This window comes from Gardnerella sp. DNF01198P, from assembly GCF_049244165.1.
GTDB classification, from domain to species: Bacteria; Actinomycetota; Actinomycetes; order Actinomycetales; family Bifidobacteriaceae; genus Bifidobacterium; species Bifidobacterium swidsinskii.
The window spans coordinates 582,591-605,413 of sequence record NZ_CP058382.1; the positions used below are offsets into that span (position 1 = coordinate 582,591).

The following is a 22,823-nucleotide window of genomic DNA, read 5'->3' on the forward strand; positions in this document are numbered from 1 at the left end:
AATTTATAAGGGGCTTATTATGAAGGCTATTGGTAAGCGGAATAATATTTTTATTCGTATGAGATCTATTAGTCCAGCATTGCGATGGGCTTTGGTTGGCTTCTGTTTTTCTATGCTCGGCAATCAAGCGTATGAAGGATCGGTTTTGCCTTCTATTATTATTGTGGGTTTGCCAGCTTGGGTGATTGGTTTTCGTAAGACTTTTATGACGGTTGCCGATTTTCTTTCGCCATGCTCTGGTTGGATTGTTGATAAGCTTGGCGGTTTTCGCGCTCTTGCTATGACTGAGGGCGTAGAAGGCGTGCTCGGTTTGCTGCCGCTTCTTATGTTTGGCTCTCCTGCGTGGAAGTGGTCGCTTGTAGCTCTTTCTTGTGCATTGTTGATTACAGGTCAAGTGATTGATATTGCTAGCGAAGTTTTCGAGGTTGATGCTGCAGGCGGCGACGACAGCATGATTGTAAACTACAGCGGCATTGTGAGCATTTTGGCAAGTATTACAGGAACATTACTTGGCTCTCCATTAGGATCGTGGATTGCGAGCTGGTCGATTCCTGCGGTTTTGATTTTCTCGTCCGTGACTTCTTTCGCGGCTTGTGCTACGCGATTTATTATGAAACAAGACATTGCGCAAGCGTCTTGCGCAGAAGAGGAAGCGTTGCAAGATGTAGAGAATGAATCGCAAGCGATTAGTGAAGAAGGAGAAGTATCGCAAGTATCGCAAGTATCGCAAGAAAATGACGTTGCCAATAAATCTGCAGCTAAGCAATCTGCGAATCCGTCACTCAAGAGTAAAATCATGCTTCTTGCAGGATCTCTTTTGGTTGCTTTTATTCCTGCATGCTCTGTTTCCTATATTCTTCTCGGTATCGGTAAACAATATAGCTCTCAATCTTTAACAATACTGTATATTTTCACTGGTGTAGGAAGCGTGCTCGCGTCCGTTTTATATGCGCACTCTTCTCAAAAACTCGGTTTAAGAAAAGTAGCGATTTTAGGTATTGCTGTGAGCTTGCTCGCTTATTGCCTTATGTTTATTAATCTTTTGCCAATGATTTGCTTCGCATTCTTCCTTCAAGCGATTGGTGGAATGTTACTAGTAGAGCCGATTATTGTTGCGCGTCAGATTCTGTTTAAAGGGAGTACTCTCGCTAAGTTTTCTGGTTGGGCGCGCCTTGCGTTTGCGATTGGTGCTACTACTGGTTCTTGGATTGGATTTGCATTCTCATCTACGTGCCAATGGCAGCTTTTGCCTATACTCGCGCTGATTTTTACTGCCGGTTTGATTGTTGTTTTGCCGCAGTTGCCAAACACTAGCTATGCGGCGCTCGCATGATTATTTGTAATATTTAATATTGAATATAGTTGTTACCTTAATCGCATGGTAGTTTTTGCCTATATTACTTGAATTATTACGCGGGGGGGGGGGTATCCTTTGCTCTATTAACAAGCTCTTTTGCAAGATGTGAGTTTATGTCTGCAGAGCGAGTTGAAGAGAAAATATATAAGTGAGGACTGTTAATGGTTAAGAAAACACAAGCTGCTAAAAATGCTTTACATGTGTCTAAAAATTACGCGTATTTGAAGCCGAGTACACTTCGTTCAATGGCGAAAGAGATAAGTGGAACTCGTTTAGAAGCATGTAAGTCGTATGCGATTTCACGTTTACCGAAAATTGCTGTGACTGCAACATTGGCAAGCTTGCTTGCTTGTGGTGCTGGTTTGCCAACTCATCAAGCTTGGGCTAATGGTTTTAATCTTCCTGATGGTAGCTATAGGTATGCGAATCGCGATTCTTCTACAAAGGCGCAGAGGTATGTGGATATTAAACTAGTGCCATGCGATGATAAACAAAACGATAATAAGGAAACAGCAGACAGAAAAACTTACGGACAATATTATAAGGTTGAGTACCAGTTTAATTCTCAGGGTGAATGGTGGGGTGGTCGACCATTCTGGTGGGCGAGCGTGCCTAAGGACGTCACGATTGTAAACGATAGCATTACTTTGTATAAGGACGAAGAGTTGACTGGTGGTTCGGCTTCTCAACAAACAGGTGCAACATATACAAAGGAGTCTTGGAATCAGTCTGCAAGCCGTTTCTGGTTTGATGATAATAAAGAGCAAAGTGTTGAATTTAAGAATAACTGGGAAAGAATGACCGGTGAAGCCGGCGGTTATGATGAATCTGGTAATACTCTCGATACTTCTAGAGAATATAGGAAAGCCACTAACTCTTTAATTATTAACTGGGAGAGTAGAGGCAATAGAAAATCTAAGATTAGCTTCGTTATTAAACTGAACGATAAAACAAAGCCGTTGAAGTTTGCTGCAGGCGTGTATCAGGTATTGGGTAACTGGCATTACACTGTTGGTAAGGTTGTGCTTGCGCCAACTTTGCCAGATTATTCCAAGGAATTAGAGCTTACTTATCCTCAGGCTACAGAAATTGCTACATTTGGACAGCCAACAGAGTCTGAACAAAAACAAATACTTAGCAAGCTGTGGGAAGCTAATAAGAGTAATACCGATGTGCTGAAAAAACTTAAAGGTATGGAACAGACTCAAACTGAAGATGCTTTCAAAAAGGCTGTAAAAGTCAATAACGATGGTAGCGCAACGGTAACGTACAAAGATAACTCTACGGATACTATTTCTAAGGAAAATCTGACTAAACGCTACGTGCCATTGTCAGAGCGCACAAAAATTACGTATCCGGATTTGACTCCTGTGAAGAATCCGTCTTCTCTTGATTCAACAGAGAAGAAGCAAGTTGAAAATGCTATTAAGAATGCTAATAGTAAGATTAAGGATCTTATAGAAAAGGTTGATGTTGCTGCTAATGGTGATGCAACAATCACATTCAAGGATGCAACTGGTACTCATTCAACTAAAAAGCTTGAAGGCAAGTATCTTGTAAAGAAGCAGCGTTCACTTGCGGATAAGTTTACGCCGTACTATCCAGTGCCAATGGCAGTTGGAAATCCACAAGGGTTGACTCAAGGTGAGCAAACAGAACTTGTGAAGAAAGTTTATGAAGCAAATAAAAATAAAGCTGACTTCATGAATGCTATTGGTAAGCCTCAGAATTTAGAAGCAGCTAAGCAATCTATTACAGTAGATGCTCAAGGCAACGTAACTATCACTTATACTGATAAGTCTACTGATAAGCTCGATGGCAACAAGCTGGTGTATCAGCGTAAGCCACTCGCTGATTTGACGAATATTACGCTTCCAGCTCGTACAGCTGTACAAGATGCTAAGAAGATTCAAAAGCAAGAACAGTCAATTATTAGGCAAGCTATCTTAACAGCCAATAATGACCTTCAAAGCAAGCTAAAAGGTAAGAATGAAAATAATGCTATCACATTTGATGACAGCAATCATACTATGACTGTTAAGTTTAATGATGATTCAACTTCTACCTTCGACTACTCTGAATTGGTGTATACCAAGGGTAATCCGGAAAAGCCAAGAACTGAAACAAAAGATAATAATGGCTACAGGTACAACATCACTAAGATTGCTATTACCGATAAGGATAAGCCGCAAGCTGCTGATTGGAATAGTTTTGTCATAAAGTTCATTCAAGATAATTGGAAAGTTAAATCAGGAAATGCTGAAATAACTACAGATTTTATAACTAAGACTGATGGCTTACTGAATAAACTTACCACTACTGGTGACAGTATAGGTAATGGAATGCAACTTTACAAATATAGTGGACAGTGGATTGAAAAAAATGGATCTAATCTTAAATTGGTTAGAGGTGGATTTGGTGGTGAAGATGGAATTGTAACAATTTATTTAGGCGACTCCATTGAAGTTAGAAAATCTAGTAGATATGGTGGTTCTGATTTAGCATTCAGTCTTACTAAGAACGACTGCTTTGTATCTAATGCTGCCGCTCCTCAGCCTAAAGAACTTAAGAAGGAAGCTGAGAATCTTATTGACAAGATTCTTAAGAAAAATGGCTTGAATGATCAAGAGATTAAGAAGTTCAAGGAAGATCATCAAGGTGAAATCAACAATATTACTAAGCCAGAAGATGTAGACAAGATTATTAAGTCTGCTAATGAGCATGGTCAAGATGAGAAGAAAAAGAAAGATGCTCAGAAGCAGATTAATGATGCTAAGAATGATCTTGGTTTGACTCCTGAGCAAAAGACTGAACTTGATAAGAAGATTGGTACTGAGACTGATCCTGAAAAGATCCGTGAGAAGATAAACGAGTTCCAAAAGGATCAGGATCAAAAGAAGCAAAAGGAAGCTGATCAAAAGCAGCAACAAGCTGATCAGCAGGCTGAGCAGGAGAAGCAACAGCAGCAGCAGAAAGATGATGCGAAGGTTGATGGCGAGGTAACGAAGCAGAATCAACAGGAGCAGCAAGACACAGGCAAGGCTGAAGAAGCTAAGAAGAAAGCTGAACTTGAGAAGCAAAAGCAGGCTGCTATTAATGAAATTAACGGGAATGATAAACTCAAGCCTGAGGAGAAAGAGCAGTTTATTAATAGCATTCAGACTGCAACTGATGAGAATGCTATAAATGCTATAAAGAAACAGGCCGCGGAAAAGGCTACTCAGAATCAAAATGCTGCTGATAACAGTAATAACGATGGTCTTAATGATGCTAAGACTGATGCTAAAAACAAGATTAGCAAGTTGAAGAATCTCAGCGAACAAGATAAGAAGAAGTATCAAGACGAAGTAGGTACTGCAGATAGTCTTGATAAAGTTGCAGAGATTCTCAACAAAGCTGAGTTTGAGGATGCTAAAGCTGCAGCTAAGAAGAAGATTGCTGATCTGAAGAAGCATGGTGATCTTACTGATCAAGAAGCTACGAACTTCAATGCAAAGTTGGATGATAAAAATACCGATTCTATACAAGACATTGATTCTATTCTTCAGGAAGCTGAGCTTGCAAAGACTAGAAAAGATGCGAATACTGCAATAGATAATCTTCAGAATCTTAATAATGCACAGAAGAAGGCTCTTAAGGAAGAAGTTGCAAATCCTGAAACTGACCCTAAGAGTGATTTAGACACTGTTGATAAGGTGAAAACTGCTATCAATAATGTTGTTACTAAGGCTAAAGATCTTGACGGCAAGATGAAGTCACTCAAGAATCTTGTGACTCTTATTAATGACCAGAAGTCTACTCTTACAGCAAAGCCTGATTATAAGGATAATAAGAAGACTGCTTTTGATAGTGCGTTCACAAATGCATCTACTCTTGTTGATGCAACTAAGGGTATGAATGCTGATGGTGCCAAGGTTGATGAGATTAAGAAGGCATTAGAAAAGGCTGTTCAGGATCTCGGTGGCAAGACTGTTGATAAGTCTGCACTGCAAAAACTTATTGACGGTGACACTGACTTCAAGAAGACGATCGCATACATTAACGCAGATCAGACTAAGAAAATTACTTACAATGAAGCTATTGCTGATGGTAATGCAGTGCTTACTGATGCTAATGCAACTGCTGAGAAAGTAGCTCAAGCTGTTAATGCTATCAATTCTGCTAAAGCTGCTCTTGATGGAGCGGTTAATACAACTGAACTTGAGCAGAAAGTTGCTGATTCTAAGAAGCTGAAGAAGTCGACTAACCCTCAATCTGTTGGCGATGCTAAGTATGAGAATGCTTCTGAAGCAAAGAAGTCTGCGTTTGATAAGGCTTTGCAAGAGGCAGAGTCCGCTCTTACTGAAGCTAAGAACGATCAGTCTCAGAAGTCTCCTGAGCAGAAGCAGCAAGCTGTTGATACTGCATTGACTGCACTCAAGCAAGCTGTTAATGAACTTGATGGTAACGATGTGAGTAAGTTGCAGACTGCTATCACCAATGCAAAAGCTAAGCAGCAAGAAGTTATTTACAAGAATGGTACTGCTGTTAAGAAAAAGGCTCTTGATGATGCTTTGAAGACTGCCGAAGATCTTGTTAAGACTCCTCACGGTCACACTGATTCTGAAATCAGCACAGCTTTGAATAAGTTGAATACTGCAATAAACGGTCTTGATGGAGCGGTTAATACAACTGAACTTGAGCAGAAAGTTGCTGATTCTAAGAAGCTGAAGAAGTCGACTAACCCTCAATCTGTTGGCGATGCTAAGTATGAGAATGCTTCTGAAGCAAAGAAGTCTGCGTTTGATAAGGCTTTGCAAGAGGCAGAGTCCGCTCTTACTGAAGCTAAGAACGATCAGTCTCAGAAGTCTCCTGAGCAGAAGCAGCAAGCTGTTGATACTGCATTGACTGCACTCAAGCAAGCTGTTAATGAACTTGATGGTAACGATGTGAGTAAGTTGCAGACTGCTATCACCAATGCAAAAGCTAAGCAGCAAGAAGTTATTTACAAGAATGGTACTGCTGTTAAGAAAAAGGCTCTTGATGATGCTTTGAAGACTGCCGAAGATCTTGTTAAGACTCCTCACGGTCACACTGATTCTGAAATCAGCACAGCTTTGAATAAGTTGAATACTGCAATAAACGGTCTTGATGGAGCGGTTAATACAACTGAACTTGAGCAGAAAGTTGCTGATTCTAAGAAGCTGAAGAAGTCGACTAACCCTCAATCTGTTGGCGATGCTAAGTATGAGAATGCTTCTGAAGCAAAGAAGTCTGCGTTTGATAAGGCTTTGCAAGAGGCAGAGTCCGCTCTTACTGAAGCTAAGAACGATCAGTCTCAGAAGTCTCCTGAGCAGAAGCAGCAAGCTGTTGATACTGCATTGACTGCACTCAAGCAAGCTGTTAATGAACTTGATGGTAACGATGTGAGTAAGTTGCAGACTGCTATCACCAATGCAAAAGCTAAGCAGCAAGAAGTTATTTACAAGAATGGTACTGCTGTTAAGAAAAAGGCTCTTGATGATGCTTTGAAGACTGCCGAAGATCTTGTTAAGACTCCTCACGGTCACACTGATTCTGAAATCAGCACAGCTTTGAATAAGTTGAATACTGCAATAAACGGTCTTGATGGAGCGGTTAATACAACTGAACTTGAGCAGAAAGTTGCTGATTCTAAGAAGCTGAAGAAGTCGACTAACCCTCAATCTGTTGGCGATGCTAAGTATGAGAATGCTTCTGAAGCAAAGAAGTCTGCGTTTGATAAGGCTTTGCAAGAGGCAGAGTCCGCTCTTACTGAAGCTAAGAACGATCAGTCTCAGAAGTCTCCTGAGCAGAAGCAGCAAGCTGTTGATACTGCATTGACTGCACTCAAGCAAGCTGTTAATGAACTTGATGGTAACGATGTGAGTAAGTTGCAGACTGCTATCACCAATGCAAAAGCTAAGCAGCAAGAAGTTATTTACAAGAATGGTACTGCTGTTAAGAAAAAGGCTCTTGATGATGCTTTGAAGACTGCCGAAGATCTTGTTAAGACTCCTCACGGTCACACTGATTCTGAAATCAGCACAGCTTTGAATAAGTTGAATACTGCAATAAACGGTCTTGATGGAGCGGTTAATACAACTGAACTTGAGCAGAAAGTTGCTGATTCTAAGAAGCTGAAGAAGTCGACTAACCCTCAATCTGTTGGCGATGCTAAGTATGAGAATGCTTCTGAAGCAAAGAAGTCTGCGTTTGATAAGGCTTTGCAAGAGGCAGAGTCCGCTCTTACTGAAGCTAAGAACGATCAGTCTCAGAAGTCTCCTGAGCAGAAGCAGCAAGCTGTTGATACTGCATTGACTGCACTCAAGCAAGCTGTTAATGAACTTGATGGTAACGACAAGACTCAATTGGTGGCAAAGCTTGCAGAAGCAAAAGATAAGAAGAATGATGTTTCTTATAAGAATGCTTCTGCTGAGAAGCAAGATGCTCTTAACAATGCTATAGACTCTGCAGAAAGCATTGTAAAGAAAGCTGGTGCAACAGAGAAAGAAATTTCTGATGCTACTTCTGCGCTTAATAATGCTGTTACTGGTTTGGACGGTCACGATACCTCTGCTTTGCAGACGGTTGTAACTGCTGCCGAGTCGAAGAAGAAGACTATTGCTTACATGAATGCTCCTGATACTACGAAGACTGCGTTTGATCAGGCTTTGCAAGCTGCTCAAGATATCTTGAAGAATCCTCAGGGCAAGACTGAGCAAGAAATCAACGATGCTAAGACTAAGCTTGAAACTGCTTCTAGTGCTCTTAATGGAACTGTAGATACGTCTAAGTTGCAGGCTGAAGTTGACAAAGCTGATTCTTTGAAGAAGTCCGTACAGTATACGAATGCTGTTCAGGATAAGAAATCTGCGTATGATACTGCTCTTGCTGCTGCTGAGTCTGCTCTTGCTGATGCGAAGGATGCTCAATCAGCGAATACTCCTGATCAGCAGCAGACTGCGGTTGATAATGCGCTTAAACAGCTTCAAACCGTAGCTGCTGCACTAAATGGTGTTGATATTGCTGATTTGCAAGCTGAGATTGCTCTTGAGAATAGTGTGAAAGAATCTGTAAAGTACGTGTATGATACTGCTGAAAAGCAGCAAGCATATAATAAGACTTTGCAAGATGCGAAGGAGCTTATATCTAAGCTAGCTGATCCTGCTGGTAAGGGTGTGGATCTTGCTGCTAAGTCTCAAGCAGATCGTAAAGCTCTTGTTGATACTGCGTTAAAGAATCTTAAGAATGCTAAAGATGCTTTGAATGGTGTTAATAAGACGGTATTGCAAGCTGAAGTTGATGATGATTCTCGCTTTAGCAAGTCGTTTGCCTACTTGCTTGGTGAAGCTCCTGATTTGGATGTGTATAAGAAGGCGTTGGCTGAAGCTAAACGTTTGCTTGCTGATCCGAATGCTACCCAGGCTCAGGTTGATGCTGCGGTTAAGAATCTTTCTGCTGCTCGTAAGGCTTTGGCTGCTGCTAAGGCTCATGCGGCTGATGTTCGTGCTTCTGTGCGCGCTCAGGTGTTGAAGAGTGGTAGTGTTGCTCAGCTTAGTAAGACTGGTAGTGACGTGTCTGTGTTTGGCTTGTTTGCTGCAACTCTTAGTGCTGCTGGTGCTGCGCTTTTCTCAACTAAGCGTCGTGGTACTTCTCGTCACAGTAGTAAGTAAAATATTTGCTAGCTGGTCTGGTTATTGCAGATCAGCTAGTTTTAGAGCTGCTTAATGTTTGCTTAATTGTATTCAGTAAGTTTGCTGAGTATTGAGTTAATTAGCATAATGAAGTTAATGTAAAATGTGCCTTACTTTGCGTCTTTCTTTACTACGCAAAGTGAGGCATTTTGCTATTTTAGTTTGCGATTACACGGGAAGTTATTGTTGCTTACTATATTTTAAGAGTTATCTTGCTTACAAAGCACTTATTGAAGCGTTTAGTCACTGAGTTGCTAAGTTATTGAAACATCGAAACATTAAACCTTAACAATTTGCATATATATGCATCCTTATGTATAATCTTTAAAAAATAAAATCTTGCAAGTGCTAATACACGTAAAAGAGTATAAAACATTCTGCACAAACTAAATTACAGGAGACTCTCATGCACAAGATTGTTCAAAAATGGAATAACATTGACCTTATTTTACGCATTGTAATTGGTCTTTTTCTCGGTGCTGCACTTGGTATTTTTGTGCCAGCTCACGTCTATGTGCTCGATCTTATGGGAAAACTTTTCGTCAGTGCGCTTAAATCTGTTGCGCCAATTTTAGTATTTTGCCTAGTTATTGGTGCGCTTGCGCAAGCAAAAAGTGTTGGCAACATGAAAGTGGTAATAGGGCTGTACGCGCTATCTACGTTTACTGCAAGCCTTGTAGCTGTATGTGCGGCTATGATTTTCCCTGTTGATTTTACTTTTGCTCATGTTGCAGCAGCGTCTTCGCCGTCTCCTCAAGGAATTGGTGAGGTGCTTAATTCACTTGTGCTAAATATTGTTGTTAATCCTGTAGATGCTCTCGTTAAAGGTAACTTTATTGGCATCCTCTTCTGGGCGATTGCTTTCGGTGTTGCTCTGCGATTAGCCGAGCCTTCCACCAAAGCATTTTTCGATAACATTTCGTCTGCTATTGGAAAAATTGTCCACTGGATTATTAACGCAGCACCTTTTGGCATTATGGGTCTTGTTTATACAACAGTTGCAAGTAACGGTCTTCGTATTTTTAGCGAGTATGGTTTCGTTATTGCTTTGTTAGTAGGCACTATGGCTGTTGTTGCTTTGATTCTTAATCCTATTTTGGTTTTCATGCTTACTGGCAAGAATCCGTATCCTCTTGTTTTTAGAACTTTGCGCGATTCGGGTGTTACAGCGTTCTTCATGCGTTCTTCTGCTGCGAATATTCCTGTAAATATGAATTTGTGTGAAAAACTTGGCTTCAACAAAGATAATTACTCTGTTTCAATACCGCTTGGCTCAACTATTAATATGAGCGGAGCTGCTATAACTATTTCTATCATGTCTTTGTGTGCTGCTCACACGCTTGGTATTCGCGTCGATATTCCAACTGCTGTGATTCTTTCTGTGCTTTCTGCAGTTTCTGCTGCAGGCGCATCTGGTGTAGCTGGTGGTTCGCTTTTGCTTATACCTCTTGCATGCTCGTCGTTTGGTATTTCAAATGATATCGCTATGCAAGTAGTTGCTATTGGTCTTATTATTGGTGTTATTCAGGATTCTTGCGAAACCGCACTTAACTCTTCCACGGATGTTCTCTTTACTGCGGTTGGCGAATATCGCATGTGGCAGCGTGCAGGTATTGAATTCAAAATGGGCAAGGATCACGAGACTGTGCAACTTAAAAAGTAGATGTTCTGCTGTTGCTAGTTTTTGCTAAGTATTCTTGCTAGTGCGCGTTCTTCCGTTTTTACGTTTTAGATCGCGCACTTTTATTATATTTGGATGTTTATTGTAAATGAATCTAGCAGATGTTCAAATAAAATAGTAGAAGTGGAATCGGTATTTTTAGCGCGCATTAGGCTTTAGGGAAGTGGTAGGTTGTGTTTGCAGGAATACTGCGGTTAATCCACGCGTTTGCTGCGATTATGCTTCCGCTGCCGATTGTGGTTTCTCCGCCTAAGATTGTTGCGTTTGCGTAAATTACAACATTATTTCCAATATTTGGATGCCGCTTTCCGCCTTTTACAGGATTTCCATTCTCGTCTAGCGCAAAACTTTTTGCACCCAGCGTTACTCCTTGGTAAAGCTTAACATGCTCGCCGATCACAGTTGTTTCGCCGATTACAATGCCAGTTCCGTGATCAATGCAAAAATATGCGCCAATTTTTGCTCCTGGATGAATGTCAATTCCAGTTTTTCTGTGCGCGTATTCGCTCATAAGTCTAGGAATTAGCGGTACGTTAAGTTCGTAGAGTGCGTGAGCTGTGCGGTGAATAAGCATTGCATAAAAACCAGGGTATGCGAGCGTGACTTCTACTTTGCTTGTGCAAGCAGGATCGCCTTCATACATGGCTTGAATATCTGTTAAAAGTAACTTTTTAATTGCAGGAAGAGTATCTATAAATTGATTGCAAGTTTCTCGAATTTTAATTGTGTTGCTTGTGTAGCATTGAAGTTCGTGAAATATAATGCGTTCTATAGTGTCTAATGCGTTTGAAGTAACGGTATTCAAACTAGCGTTATTATTCAAACTAGCGTTGAGTTGCGTAGTCTCGTTGCTTTCATTGCGCACATGCAACTCAGGCAAAAGTAGAGCCTGAGTCGCATGTATGAGTGCAATAATATTGCGGTAATTAGGTATGAATGTAGCTTGCCTTATGTCAGAATCATGAATTGAGTTGAGTTTGTTTATAAGGTCAAGATGCTCATTCATACATTAATCTCCAGTATTTTTCTTGTCTTCTTTGTCTTCTTTATTTTCTCGTTTTAATTACTAATTAATATTTGCACATATTATTTAATCAAAACTTGCGTGTTTATAATAGTGCTACTAAATACAGTTAGTCTTCAAATAATGCGGTAGACAAGTATCGATCTCCTGAATCTGGCAGTATTGCAACGATGGTTTTGCCCCTGTTTTCTTCTCTTTTTGCTTCTTGGATTGCTGTCCAAATCGCAGCTCCGGAAGAAATACCAACGAGGGAGCCTTCTTTTTTGCTTATAAGCTTGCCGTTTTCGATTGCGTCTTCATTTGTTACGTGAACAATGCGATTATAAATGTTTTTGTTGAGCACATCTGGCACGAATCCTGCGCCGATTCCTTGAATCTTGTGCGCTCCTGGTTTTCCGCCTGCGAGCACAGGGGAGTCGGCTGGTTCTACTGCGATTACTTCAAGATGCGGATTTTGCTCTTTTAAGTATGTGCCAGTACCAGTGATTGTGCCGCCTGTTCCAACGCCTGCAATAAGCATATCCACGTTTCCGTCAGTGTCTTGCCAAATTTCTGGACCTGTTGTGTTGTAGTGTGCGTGCACATTTGCTTGATTGGTAAACTGTCCTGGAGTCCACGCATTTGGCGTGCTTTCAACGATTTCCTTCGCTTTGGCGATTGCGCCTTTCATTCCTTCTGCAGCAGGTGTGAGCACGAGTTCGGAGCCGTAAGCTTTCATAAGTTTTCGGCGTTCAATAGACATGCTTTCTGGCATTACAATAATGCTTTTGTATCCTTTTGTTTGCGCAATCATTGAAAGACCAATGCCAGTATTTCCAGAAGTTGGCTCAACAATTACTGAGCCTGGTTTAAGTGTGCCTGCAGCTTCTGCTTCTTCAATCATTTGCTTTGCGATGCGGTCTTTTACGGAACCTGCTGGGTTGAAGTATTCGAGTTTTACAAGGATTTTTGCTGCTAGATTGTACTCTTTTTCAATGTGCGTAAGCTCCAGAAGTGGAGTGTGGCCTACGAGTTCTTGCACGGACTTGTAGATGTTGGACATAATATTTCCCCTTACTTGTTTGTTTTGTTTAATTTAATTTGTTTAATTTTGTTTATTTTTAATTTTTAAAAAATAATTTTTTATTAATAAAGCGACTGCTGCTTATTAGTTGTTTCTAAAGATGCCATTTATTCGTTTTAATATTTAATTCGCGTTAAATTGTTATCTTTTTAACGTTTTATATTCGAATTTTGGCATAAAAAAAGAAACAGCGCGCTGTTTCTTGAATCGTAATTTGCTGCGTTTTAACGTAAATGCTTTTAACACAGGCTAGATGTTATGCATATTTAGTGCTTGCAAACATCATTTCGATTAAGAAATGCGCAACAGCATACGTTACAACAACAATTTGTCATCATATTTGTATGATACATGTGCACTCCTTTACTCGTCGAAATGGTGATAAGTGGAAACTATAGCGAATGGATTTGCGTTTGTCAAACTTGATTTGTGTTTGGCATACCTTGATACGTACTCCTTTTTCTGCGCGAGTGTCTGATTTTGCCTGTTTTTGGGCACTGGTGCAGTTGGCGCATTAAAGGCCTATGTTAAAAGAAGAGATAGGCGACTTGATATACTGAGCGATTACGCTAGAAAATTCAGGGTTTCAACGTTGATTGCACAGTATTCGGAGGTGTTATTGTCAATGAATTTAGCAGATGTTCAAATAAAAGAGTATGAAAAGTATAATAGCAAAGATATTTTAAGGTTGTATGATTCCGTTGGTTGGTCTGCGTACACAGATGATTTAGTTGCTTTGGAAAATGGTTTTAACAATTCGCTCAAGGTTTTAGCTGCCTATAAAAATGATGAGCTAGTTGGAATTGCTAGAGCTGTTGGTGACGGATATACGGTTGTTCTTATTCAGGATATTCTTGTTTTGCCTGAGTATCAAAGGCAGGGGATAGGGTCTGCTTTGTTAAAGGCGATTGTGGATTATTATCCTAATGTTCGTCAAATTCAATTGACTACGGATTGTACTGAAAAAACTATTGCTTTTTATAAGTCAGCTGGTTTTATTGAGTTAGCAGAAATCGATTGCTGCGGTTTTATAAAAGACAGGACATGATGCAGAAAATATGATTCTCTAGTAGCCATTAAGTGCGAATTTGCATAGATTGGCCACTTTGTGATTTTCGTGTACTAATGCGTGTATTTGTATATAGGATTGAGTTGCTTGTAGGATGGAGCTGATCTTATGAAGGAGCTGATTGTATGGCAGAATATGATTTGCCGATTTTAGAGTATGATTCCGATAAAAGTGCAGTTTTAATGCCCAATCACGATAATATTTCTGTTCAGCTTCCATCTAAAGCGGTTTTTGCTTTTTTAGGCGATGAAATCGATCAGTATGCTTTAAGTAGGAAAGCTACGATTGTAGCAAATTTTGAATCTGCAACTAAAGTATATCCAATATATGTTTTGGAAGAAAAAGTAGAGAAAAAAGTAAAGGAAGACGCAAACAGCGAAGTAGAAGAAGAAACTCAAAAAATCTGCTTAGTACAAGCTCCAGTTGGCGCTCCTGCTGCTGTTCAGATCTTAGATTGGTTGATTTCTTACGGCGTTAGGGAAGTTGTTAGTGCTGGTTCTTGTGGGTCGCTAGTTGATTATGCGGAAAACGTTTTTCTGGTTCCGTATAAAGCTTTAAGGGATGAGGGGACTTCTTATCATTATTTGCCTCCAAGTCGTTATGTTGATGTTTCAGAGCGTTCGAGGCGCGCTATTTTGCAAACTTTGCAGGCGCATAATTTGCCTTATCATGAAGTTAAAACGTGGACTACGGATGGGTTCTTCCGTGAGACTAAGACGAAAGTTGCTAATCGTAAGCAGGAGGGATGCGCGGTTGTTGAAATGGAGTGTTCTGCTTTAGCGGCTTGTGCGCAAATGCGTGAGATTGTTTGGGGTGAGATTCTTTACACTGCAGATACTTTGCACGATGTTGAAAATTATGATGAGCGCAATTGGGGCGGGGATTCTAAAGCGTATGCGCTTGAGCTTTGTGTTGAAGCGGTGTTGCGTATTTGATTTGATTTTTTTTTTAACTCTATGCTTATTATTTCTAGCAAGCATTACGTATAAGTGTGTTTAAGCATTTATAGGTGTTATCAAGCAGATAAGCATGACCAATCAGGATAAGTATGATAGTGTGTCTTTCAATACTTAGTAGAGAGTGGATTAGCAATTCGAAAGCGAAAATGCTATTAGCGAAAAATAGCAAAAATAGCAAATAGATATAAAGGAAGTGAGAGGTAGCGAGAATGAACAAAACTGACAATACAGCAAATCAGCAATCGCCCGCGAATCAGCAATCATCCAAACTACATCCCGACGTAAAAAATTACGTAAAACTATTTTTCAAGGAAAACAAGCTTGTAGCTTTTCTTTCGATGATAGTTTTTATTTCCTTGTCCATGATTTACACTGCTATTTCTTGGATTTTGCAAATTATTTTCGACTATATGGCAGGTAAAGGAGCTTTCTCTTTAACTACTATTTTGCTGCTTGTTGTTTCCTTTATGCTGGCAATCTCCCTGATTTTCGCGTTGAAGCGCAGCTCGTACCCTCGCTTTCTTGAAAAAGCAATGAATCAGTATAAAGAGTCTGTTATCAAGAAGCTTTTACAGAAGAGTTATAGTGATTTTTCGCTCGCGAATTCCGGCACGTATCTTTCTGTACTTACTAATGATTGTGAGCGTATTCAAGAAAAGTATTTGAAGAAGATTTTTGATTTTGTTCAAGACGTTCTTATGCTTGTAAGCTCTCTGGCTCTTATGATTTATTATAGTCCATTGCTCACTGTTATTGCTCTTATTATTTCTGTGCTTCCAATGGCGTGCTCGATTCTTACAGCTAACGGAATTGCCACTCGCGAGGAGCAGGTTTCCAAGTCGAACGAGTCTTATACAGCCTTAACGAAGGATGTTTTGAACGGCGTTTCGGTTATTAAGAGTTTTAAGGCGGAGCAGGAGGTTATTAACCGTTATCAGAATCAGTCGATGGAGCTTGAGCATACTAAGAATCTTCGCGAAAAAACGATGACTACTGTTTCTGCTCTTGGTACTATTTCAAGTCTTGGAACTCAGCTTGGCGTGATGCTTGTTGGCGCTTGGATGGTTAACGCTCACGTGGGCGTTATTACTGCTGGAATGGTGTTAGCTTTCACTAATTTGATGAATGGCGTGCTTCAGCCTATTGCAAGTCTTCCTCAAATGCTTGGCGAGATGAAGGGTGCTAAGAAGCTTATTAGCAAGATGGCTGATTATATGAGTAATGCTAAGGAAGATTCTGGCGAGATCATTGACGATTCTATTAAAAGCGTTGTTTTGCGCGATGTTTCGTACGCTTATGACGCGGATCATAAAGTCTTGAAAAATGTAAATCTAACTTTGCAAGCTGGAAAATCTTATGCAATAGTAGGACCTTCTGGAGCTGGTAAGAGTAGTTTGATTAATCTGCTTATGGGCTACTACAAGGATTATGAGGGTAGTGTGCAGCTGAATAATCACGAGCTTAGCAATGTGAGCAAGAGTTCGCTTTACGATAAGACTACTCTTATGCAGCAGTCTGTGTTTATGTTTGATGCTTCGATTTTAGATAATATTACGCTTTTTAAGCCGTTCCCGAATGCGGAGGTGAATCGCGTGATTCACTTGGCTGGTTTGGATGATTTGATTGCTGCTAAAGGCAAGGATTATCAGTGTGGCGAGAACGGTAGTCATCTTTCTGGCGGCGAAAAGCAGCGTATTGCTATTGCGCGAAGCTTGCTTAAAAAGTCCGAGATTCTGCTGGTTGACGAGGCAACGAGCGCGCTAGATAACGAGACGAGCGTTAACGTAACGCAGTCTATTTTGGATTTGCAAGGAATTCTTCGACTTGTTGTAACTCACCGCTTGGATGCCAATTCGCTTAAGCAATATGATGAGATTCTTGTGATGAAAAGCGGCGAGCTTATTGAGCGCGGAAGCTTTGAGGAGCTTATGAATCAGAAGGCTTACTTCTACTCGCTTTACACTGTGTCTATGTGAGGCTGTGGAGCTGGTTTGCTTTCAATGCGCTGTGCAATTTAGCGCAATAGATTCTGAGCCCGTGTTAGTAGCCATTAAGTGCGAATTTGCAGCAATTGGCCACTTTCTCAGCAATGCAACCTGCTTTCGAGTTACATTTTAAGGAATTACGCTGTTACTTGCAGTGCTTTCTTTGCTTTAAAATTTTGCAAAATAAATTTTAGTCAAAATCTGTTTTTATTTAATGATCTTGTGTAATTTAGATTGTATAGAGTTAGAGAAAAGGCATATATGGAACAGTTTAATCAGCATGATTCGAATGATATAGATAACTATGAATCGAATGAACAGAATCAGACAAATCTAAACAATGATACTGTAAATTCAAATCCTACAACGTTGTGCATAGTGATTCGCAAAATATGTCAAAAATGACGAGTGATTTATAAAAGGGAGATGACATGAATGTAAAATATGGTAGCGTATTTACAAATCCAGAAGTTTTAGACAAACTAGCGCGAATAGAACAATCTCCCCAAATACAAGGGAAATTAAATGAGTTAAAAGAAGGCATAAAAAATAATTCTTTTGATCCAATTCGTTTAATTCCATTCATACCGGTAGTAATGGTTTTAGGTGTTTTGTATAACTACTTTCCAAATATTGATTACTCTTGTTACAAATATTATTTGCTAATAGTAGGTGTTTTTGTTGTTTACTTTGCAGGTAAGTTTTTTGTAAATAATAAAGTTGATGTAGATGCCCTATATTCGGATAATATTCTAACGCCGATTTTGAATGCGATTCTGCCAGGAACGGTATTAGAAAATTCTGAAGGAATTGACAGCAGCATTTTTGATAATCTTCTGCCAATATCTAGTAGGTATTATTCAAGTAAACACATAATTTTTGGCGATGAATTTAAAACTGAATTTTCAAATATGCAAGCAATCCACTTTTCTAGAAGTGAAAGTGGAAAAAGTGTTAAAAAAACGGATTTTATTGGGCAAGTCTTATTAATAAACTCAAAAACCAACATAAATGGCCACATTAGAATCGTCCCTGTTACTGGAAAGAACTTTATGGGACAAAAACTAAATGGATACTATGGTAAAAAAACAAAAGAGGAGAGCGAAGTTCAGACAGAATCCATTGAATTTAACGACTCGTATTCAATCTTTTCTACAGACGATTTTTATACAAAGCTTGTATTAGATCCAAGTTTTATAGAACTAATGAATAATTTGCAAAAAAGAATGAGAGTTTGCATATATCTAGATAGTGAGCGTATTGTTGCAGCCTTTGATTCTGGTCGGTATTTATTCGGCGCTCCAGGAAAATCTGGAGTAGAAAACCTATCTTTAACAAGAGAATATGCAAGATTTAGAGATGTTTTGGCTGAGTATTACGAAATAATTAACGTAATTAGAGAGAAATTACAAAAGTAAAAATTACAAAAGTAGAAACTAGTAAATTGCAATACTAGCGAACTAAAAAATTAGAAAATACTAGAACTAAAGGAGATGTTATGGGAGACATTATGGGTGACGTTATGGATAAGAACACTGTGCTAATTTGTGTTGCAATAGTGCTTGTAGTGCTTATTGTCTGGTTTATTGGCATGTTAAATAGGCTAAGAAAATATAGGGTGATTATAGAAGAGTCGCGGAAAAACGTTGATATTGCGCTCGCTAAAAGATATGATACGATTTGCCAAATGCTTAAAGTTGCGCAGTCGTTTGCAAAGTACGAAAAAACAACCTTAGTGGATTTAGTGAGTTTAAGAGAAGGATTGGGATCAGCGGATTCTAGTTCGGTAATCAAAAATCAGAATCATGCAATAGGGAAGATTTTTGCTTTGGCGGAAGCTTATCCGGAATTAAAGTCTTCTGAGCAGTTTTTGAACTTGCAAGAGGAAATAAACGATGAAAATGAGCAGCTGGCGGCGGCAAAAAGAATCGTAAATAGTAACATTAGTACTCTTAATCAAAATATCGTTACCTTCCCAGTGTCGCTTATTGCAAGCTTAAGCGGAATAAAGCAGATGGCTTTTCTTGACGAAGATAATCTAATCAATAAGAAGAATATTGATAGCATACTGAGCTAGTGAAAATGTTTAGCTAGACGGTATATCTAATGTAGCCAATCGCCCGCGAATTTGCAGTGATTGGCTACTTTGTGATTTGGTTAAATGTGGTTTGGCTATTTGCACTTTACGATTTGCTTGCGCATTCGATACGTTTATGCTGATATAATATATTAAATCAGCGTAAACGTGTCATTAAGTAGGTGGGCAAATGTTAAAAGATCAATTGCGCAATTACATAGAGAAAAAGCAAGTTTTAAGCATTGATAGTGTCATCAAAGAACTTGGAATTAGCCCGTCTAGTGTTTATCGATTTATTAAAGATGAGAGCTTAGAGCGTGTATCAAAAGGCGTTTATGTTAACAGCAGTTTGTGGAATGATGAAATGAATTTATTGTCAAAGCGCACATCTGTTGCTGTTTTTTCACATGAGTCCGCACTTCTTTTACATAATTTGACTGATAGAGAGCCTTCTTCTTTAACAGTGACTGTTCCGTCAACTTATAATGCAAGTAGTCTAATTAAGACTGGTGTTAGAGTGTTTTATATAAGACCAGATTTTTTAGGAATTGGTAAGACGAATCTTATGTCGCTTGAAGGTAATCTTGTGCCTTCTTATGATTTAGAGCGCACAATTTGCGATATTTTGCGTTCTCGTTCTCAAATAGATGCACAGGTGGTATTTGGTGCGTTAAAAGCTTATGTTAAAAGAAAGGATAAGCGACTTGATATACTAAGCGATTACGCTAAAAAATTTAGGATTTCAAAGTTGATTTCACAATATTTGGGGGTGTTGTTATGAGAATGAAGGATGCTAATCAGCTTAAAGCAAAAATAAAGAATGTTGCACTCCAAAAGGGTGTAGATCCTCGCGTGCTAATGCGCGTATATATGATGGAGCGTTTTTTAGATCGTGTTTCCCGCTCGCGGTATAAAGACAATTTTGTTCTAAAAGGTGGAATGCTGATTTCTTATCTTGTTGGCGTAAATCTTCGTACAACAATGGATATTGATACAACTATGCAAAATATTTCTCTTAGTGAAGATGATGTGCGTATTTTTATATCAGATGTAATATCTATCAATATCGATGATGGTGTTAAATTTACGCTACAAACGCTTGATTCTATTATGCAAGAATCTGACTATCCAGGGGTTCGAGCTAGCCTAATTGCAGATTTTGATGGTACAAAAACTCCTGTCAAAATCGATATTTCAACTGGGCATGCTATTACTCCATCTGCTATGGAAGCAGAATTGCCTTTAATGTTCTCAAAATCTATCTCTTTATTGACTTATCCAATTGCAACGATTTTAGCAGAAAAGTTGCAAACAATTCTTGTGAGGGAAGAATTTAACACGAGAATGCGAGATTTTTATGATTTGCATGCTCTTAGAGTGTCTCAAGGAGATAATGTCTTTAAGAAAGAAGAGATTGCTAAAGCTTTTTACGCTACTTCTCAAACGAGAGACACCCTTTATTTACTGAGTAACGTGAATGAAATTTTCGATAGGATTAAAGATAGTGAAGTGATGAGAATAAAGTGGAAGGATTACCAAAGGAAAGCACCTTGGGCTAAAAGTCTTTCTTGGGAAGAAATAATGCAAGATATGAATTTCTTTTTGATGTTATTTCATAATGAGGTTGTAGCTTAAGTTATTTTATTATTTGAATGGCTTTTCTAAATCGTCGGGAATCTTGTCTTAGTGGTCAATCGTTATAAATTTGCAGCGATTGGCTACTTTGCGATTGGCTACTTTGCGATTGGTTGATTGGTATTTAAAAATAAACGCCAGGGAGTTTATTCAACTTGACTGGCGTTTATTAGTCATTTGTGTTATTCGCTAGTTGCGTTTTTACTTGCTGTGTTTGCCAATGCGCGTGCGTTTAAGCGAAAATGCGCCGAAGGCTGACAGCAAGAATGCTAATCCAGTACCTGCAATGGTTGAGGTTGCAGAACCGGTGCGTGCGAGCGGTTCGTGTGTTTGTGGAGCTGGTACTTCTTCCGTTGTCTCTTCTTGTTCTGGCTCTGGTTCTGTCACTGGCGTTGGCACTGGTTCCGGTTCCGAAATTATAGGCACTGGGATAGGCTCAGGCTTAGGCTCTGGAGTTGTAACAGGAGTTGGTTCTGGTTCCGGTTTTGGTGTTGATGGAACAACAGGTGGTTTTGGTGGTTCCGGTTTTGGCGGTTCCGGCTTTGGTCTCGTTACTGTCAAATACGTCACAGATATTCCCATAGTTTTCGTGTATGTATTCGGTACATGACAAGTCTCTACTCTATAAACAGGAATTGTGCGACTTGTTTCGCCTTCCTTCCAGTCTGTGATGGTAGGAGTGCCGATAACAGTTTTAGTTTCAAAATTGAACGTTAAGCCGCTTAAACCATCACCGCCAATCATTACTTCATGATAGTTTCCTGCCAGATCGCTATAAGTTGTTGAACCAATTGTAGTTTTGGTAACCGCGTTAAAAATTTCTTGATATTCTTTGTATTTGAAGAACCACGGGGTTTCTGTAATGTCCTTTACAACTTTAGGTTCCGTTTCGCCAGCCTTTAGTATTTTGAGCGTGATATTGGTATATTTCCTTGCAACAACGTTATGGTTGTTCTCAGCATTACTAAATGGGATAGTACACGGTTCTGCGATTAGCACGTTGTTATTGGGATCATATTTGAGATAGTTGCTATATGCCGCTGCTCGATACATATCGGTACTAGTCACTTGCCAGCGTATATATTGTCCACTCTTATCAGTGGCTAGTCCTTCAGCCAATTTATTAGTGCTATCAGTAAATTGTGGCGGCTGCGGTTTCGTAGGGTCTAGAACTGGAGTTGCTTGTGGATTACTCACTGGCCATTCAAACATGCTTAAGCTCATAGTTTCCGAGCCATCATCGCCCCTACGAATTGTTGCCATATAGATGGTAAGTGTACGAGTTGTTTCGCCTTCTTTCCAGTCTGTAATGGTAGGTGTACCAGTGATGCCTTGTTTTCCAAAGTCGTATTTCAGGCCAGTTAGCCCCTTGCCACCGATTCTTTGTTCAATGTTGGATCTCTTAAAATTATGCGAACCAATTGTCGTTTGATTAATTTCGTTCCAGATATTCGCATACTGCTGGTTCTTAAAAAACCACGGCGTTTCTTTAATACCGTCTACGGCCGTAGGTTCCGTTTCGCCAGCTTTCAAGGTCTTGAGGGTGATATTGTTGTATTTCCTTGCAACAACACCTTGCTTCTCATTCTTAAACGGCTCCGTGCTTGCAGTTGTAGTCAACACTTTTTTATCAGGATCATAATTGAGATAATCACTGTACGCAGTCATTTGTTCTGAGTTAGAGTTGGTGGAATTATTTATTGCTCGCCAGCGAACATATTCACCACTTGCATCGGTTGCGAGTGCTGCCGACAGCTCGTTCCTGTCAAACGCAAATGGCTTTGGCTCAGGCTTATGATTCTCCGAGCCTGCAGTCTTAAATGTTGGAACAATCTCTTCTTGGAGTTGCTTCCCGTTCTTGTCATACATACGAAGTCCTGTGACGCGGATGGTAGCGTTAGGATGTTCGCGAGCTGCGCTCGTGCGCCATTTGAACGTGTAGCTATAATCTTCAGAGCGCGTTATAGCACTGCCATACGCAAGTTCGTATTTGTCGCCGTTCTTATATTCGACGCGTATATACTCATAAGAATCTCGGCAAGGACCGTATTTCTTTGATTCAGCTAACGTAATCTCTTTATCGCCGCGCATGAACTTTGGCTTGATGGTAACCGCTACACCTGGTTCTGCCACTGTCATTTGTGGATATGAAACAGTTTCTTCCTGAGAGTCTGCTTTTTCTGTTGTAGCTTCTGTTTCCGTAGTCTTAGCAGTTGTAGTAGTTGTAGTAGATGGAGTTATACCGCGGTATTCTGCAATGCTGGCTTTATTTTCGCGAG

13 protein-coding genes are annotated in these 22,823 nt (G+C 39.7%); 10 read left to right on the top strand and 3 right to left on the bottom strand.

The features are described from left to right. Positions 1-19: 19 nt before the first annotated feature. From HXT44_RS02670 to sstT, 3 genes are all read left to right on the top strand, one after another. Positions 20-1,333, top strand: a complete 1,314-nt coding sequence (locus tag HXT44_RS02670) for an MFS transporter (RefSeq protein WP_064622165.1) — start codon at positions 20-22, stop codon at positions 1,331-1,333. A 185-nt stretch (positions 1,334-1,518) separates the two neighbouring features. Continuing rightward, the gene (locus HXT44_RS02675) at positions 1,519-9,030 is read left to right on the top strand and encodes a GA module (protein WP_421783092.1); all 7,512 of its coding nucleotides are present in this window, start codon (positions 1,519-1,521) and stop codon (positions 9,028-9,030) included. Between the two features lie 427 nt (positions 9,031-9,457). Next, on the top strand, positions 9,458-10,714 hold the full coding sequence (sstT, locus tag HXT44_RS02680) for a serine/threonine transporter SstT (protein ID WP_421783094.1): 1,257 nt from the start codon (positions 9,458-9,460) through the stop codon (positions 10,712-10,714). 166 nt (positions 10,715-10,880) lie between these two features. Here sstT and epsC read toward each other — a convergent pair whose 3' ends face one another. Both epsC and cysK read right to left on the bottom strand, forming a co-directional pair. After that, complete coding sequence (gene epsC, locus HXT44_RS02685) at positions 10,881-11,738, bottom strand: serine O-acetyltransferase EpsC (protein ID WP_421783096.1); 858 nt, start codon at positions 11,736-11,738, stop codon at positions 10,881-10,883. 127 nt (positions 11,739-11,865) lie between these two features. After that, a complete protein-coding gene (gene cysK, locus HXT44_RS02690) occupies positions 11,866-12,798 on the bottom strand; it encodes a cysteine synthase A (RefSeq protein WP_410311165.1) in 933 nt (310 codons plus the stop codon). 646 nt (positions 12,799-13,444) lie between these two features. On the opposite strand from cysK, the gene HXT44_RS02695 reads away from it, so the two are divergent. From HXT44_RS02695 to HXT44_RS02725, 7 genes are all read left to right on the top strand, one after another. Further along, on the top strand, positions 13,445-13,867 hold the full coding sequence (locus HXT44_RS02695) for a GNAT family N-acetyltransferase (protein ID WP_064621771.1): 423 nt from the start codon (positions 13,445-13,447) through the stop codon (positions 13,865-13,867). Between the two features lie 146 nt (positions 13,868-14,013). After that, on the top strand, positions 14,014-14,823 hold the full coding sequence (locus HXT44_RS02700) for a nucleoside phosphorylase (RefSeq protein ID WP_064621770.1): 810 nt from the start codon (positions 14,014-14,016) through the stop codon (positions 14,821-14,823). A 233-nt stretch (positions 14,824-15,056) separates the two neighbouring features. Then, on the top strand, positions 15,057-16,823 hold the full coding sequence (locus HXT44_RS02705; RefSeq protein WP_410311164.1) for an ABC transporter ATP-binding protein: 1,767 nt from the start codon (positions 15,057-15,059) through the stop codon (positions 16,821-16,823). Between the two features lie 440 nt (positions 16,824-17,263). After that, positions 17,264-18,250: a DUF3137 domain-containing protein gene (locus HXT44_RS02710; protein WP_421783099.1), complete on the top strand. Its 987-nt coding sequence runs from the start codon at positions 17,264-17,266 to the stop codon at positions 18,248-18,250. Positions 18,251-18,330: 80 nt separating this feature from the next. Next, positions 18,331-18,909, top strand: a complete 579-nt coding sequence (locus tag HXT44_RS02715) for a LemA family protein (RefSeq protein ID WP_012914016.1) — start codon at positions 18,331-18,333, stop codon at positions 18,907-18,909. Positions 18,910-19,099: 190 nt separating this feature from the next. After that, positions 19,100-19,690, top strand: a complete 591-nt coding sequence (locus tag HXT44_RS02720; protein ID WP_012914017.1) for a type IV toxin-antitoxin system AbiEi family antitoxin domain-containing protein — start codon at positions 19,100-19,102, stop codon at positions 19,688-19,690. After that, positions 19,687-20,544 carry a nucleotidyl transferase AbiEii/AbiGii toxin family protein gene (locus HXT44_RS02725; RefSeq protein ID WP_102155281.1) on the top strand — a complete coding sequence of 286 codons (858 nt, stop codon included), beginning with the start codon at positions 19,687-19,689 and terminating at the stop codon, positions 20,542-20,544. The genes HXT44_RS02720 and HXT44_RS02725 overlap by 4 nt, the downstream gene beginning before the upstream one ends. 201 nt (positions 20,545-20,745) lie before the next feature. On the opposite strand, the gene HXT44_RS02730 is transcribed toward HXT44_RS02725, so the two are convergent. Continuing rightward, on the bottom strand, positions 20,746-22,677 hold the full coding sequence (locus HXT44_RS02730) for a hypothetical protein (protein WP_174182802.1): 1,932 nt from the start codon (positions 22,675-22,677) through the stop codon (positions 20,746-20,748). Positions 22,678-22,823 lie beyond the last annotated feature (146 nt).

Excerpts from the sequence above, each read along its gene's own strand:
- HXT44_RS02670 (WP_064622165.1), top strand. The coding sequence starts at position 20 with ATGAAGGCTATTGGTAAGCGGAATAATATTTTTATTCGTATGAGATCT.
- HXT44_RS02675 (WP_421783092.1), top strand. The coding sequence starts at position 1,519 with ATGGTTAAGAAAACACAAGCTGCTAAAAATGCTTTACATGTGTCTAAA.
- sstT (WP_421783094.1), top strand. The coding sequence starts at position 9,458 with ATGCACAAGATTGTTCAAAAATGGAATAACATTGACCTTATTTTACGC.
- epsC (WP_421783096.1), bottom strand. The coding sequence starts at position 11,738 with ATGAATGAGCATCTTGACCTTATAAACAAACTCAACTCAATTCATGAT.
- cysK (WP_410311165.1), bottom strand. The coding sequence starts at position 12,798 with ATGTCCAACATCTACAAGTCCGTGCAAGAACTCGTAGGCCACACTCCA.
- HXT44_RS02695 (WP_064621771.1), top strand. The coding sequence starts at position 13,445 with ATGAATTTAGCAGATGTTCAAATAAAAGAGTATGAAAAGTATAATAGC.
- HXT44_RS02700 (WP_064621770.1), top strand. The coding sequence starts at position 14,014 with ATGGCAGAATATGATTTGCCGATTTTAGAGTATGATTCCGATAAAAGT.
- HXT44_RS02705 (WP_410311164.1), top strand. The coding sequence starts at position 15,057 with ATGAACAAAACTGACAATACAGCAAATCAGCAATCGCCCGCGAATCAG.
- HXT44_RS02710 (WP_421783099.1), top strand. The coding sequence starts at position 17,264 with ATGAATGTAAAATATGGTAGCGTATTTACAAATCCAGAAGTTTTAGAC.
- HXT44_RS02715 (WP_012914016.1), top strand. The coding sequence starts at position 18,331 with ATGGGAGACATTATGGGTGACGTTATGGATAAGAACACTGTGCTAATT.
- HXT44_RS02720 (WP_012914017.1), top strand. The coding sequence starts at position 19,100 with ATGTTAAAAGATCAATTGCGCAATTACATAGAGAAAAAGCAAGTTTTA.
- HXT44_RS02725 (WP_102155281.1), top strand. The coding sequence starts at position 19,687 with ATGAGAATGAAGGATGCTAATCAGCTTAAAGCAAAAATAAAGAATGTT.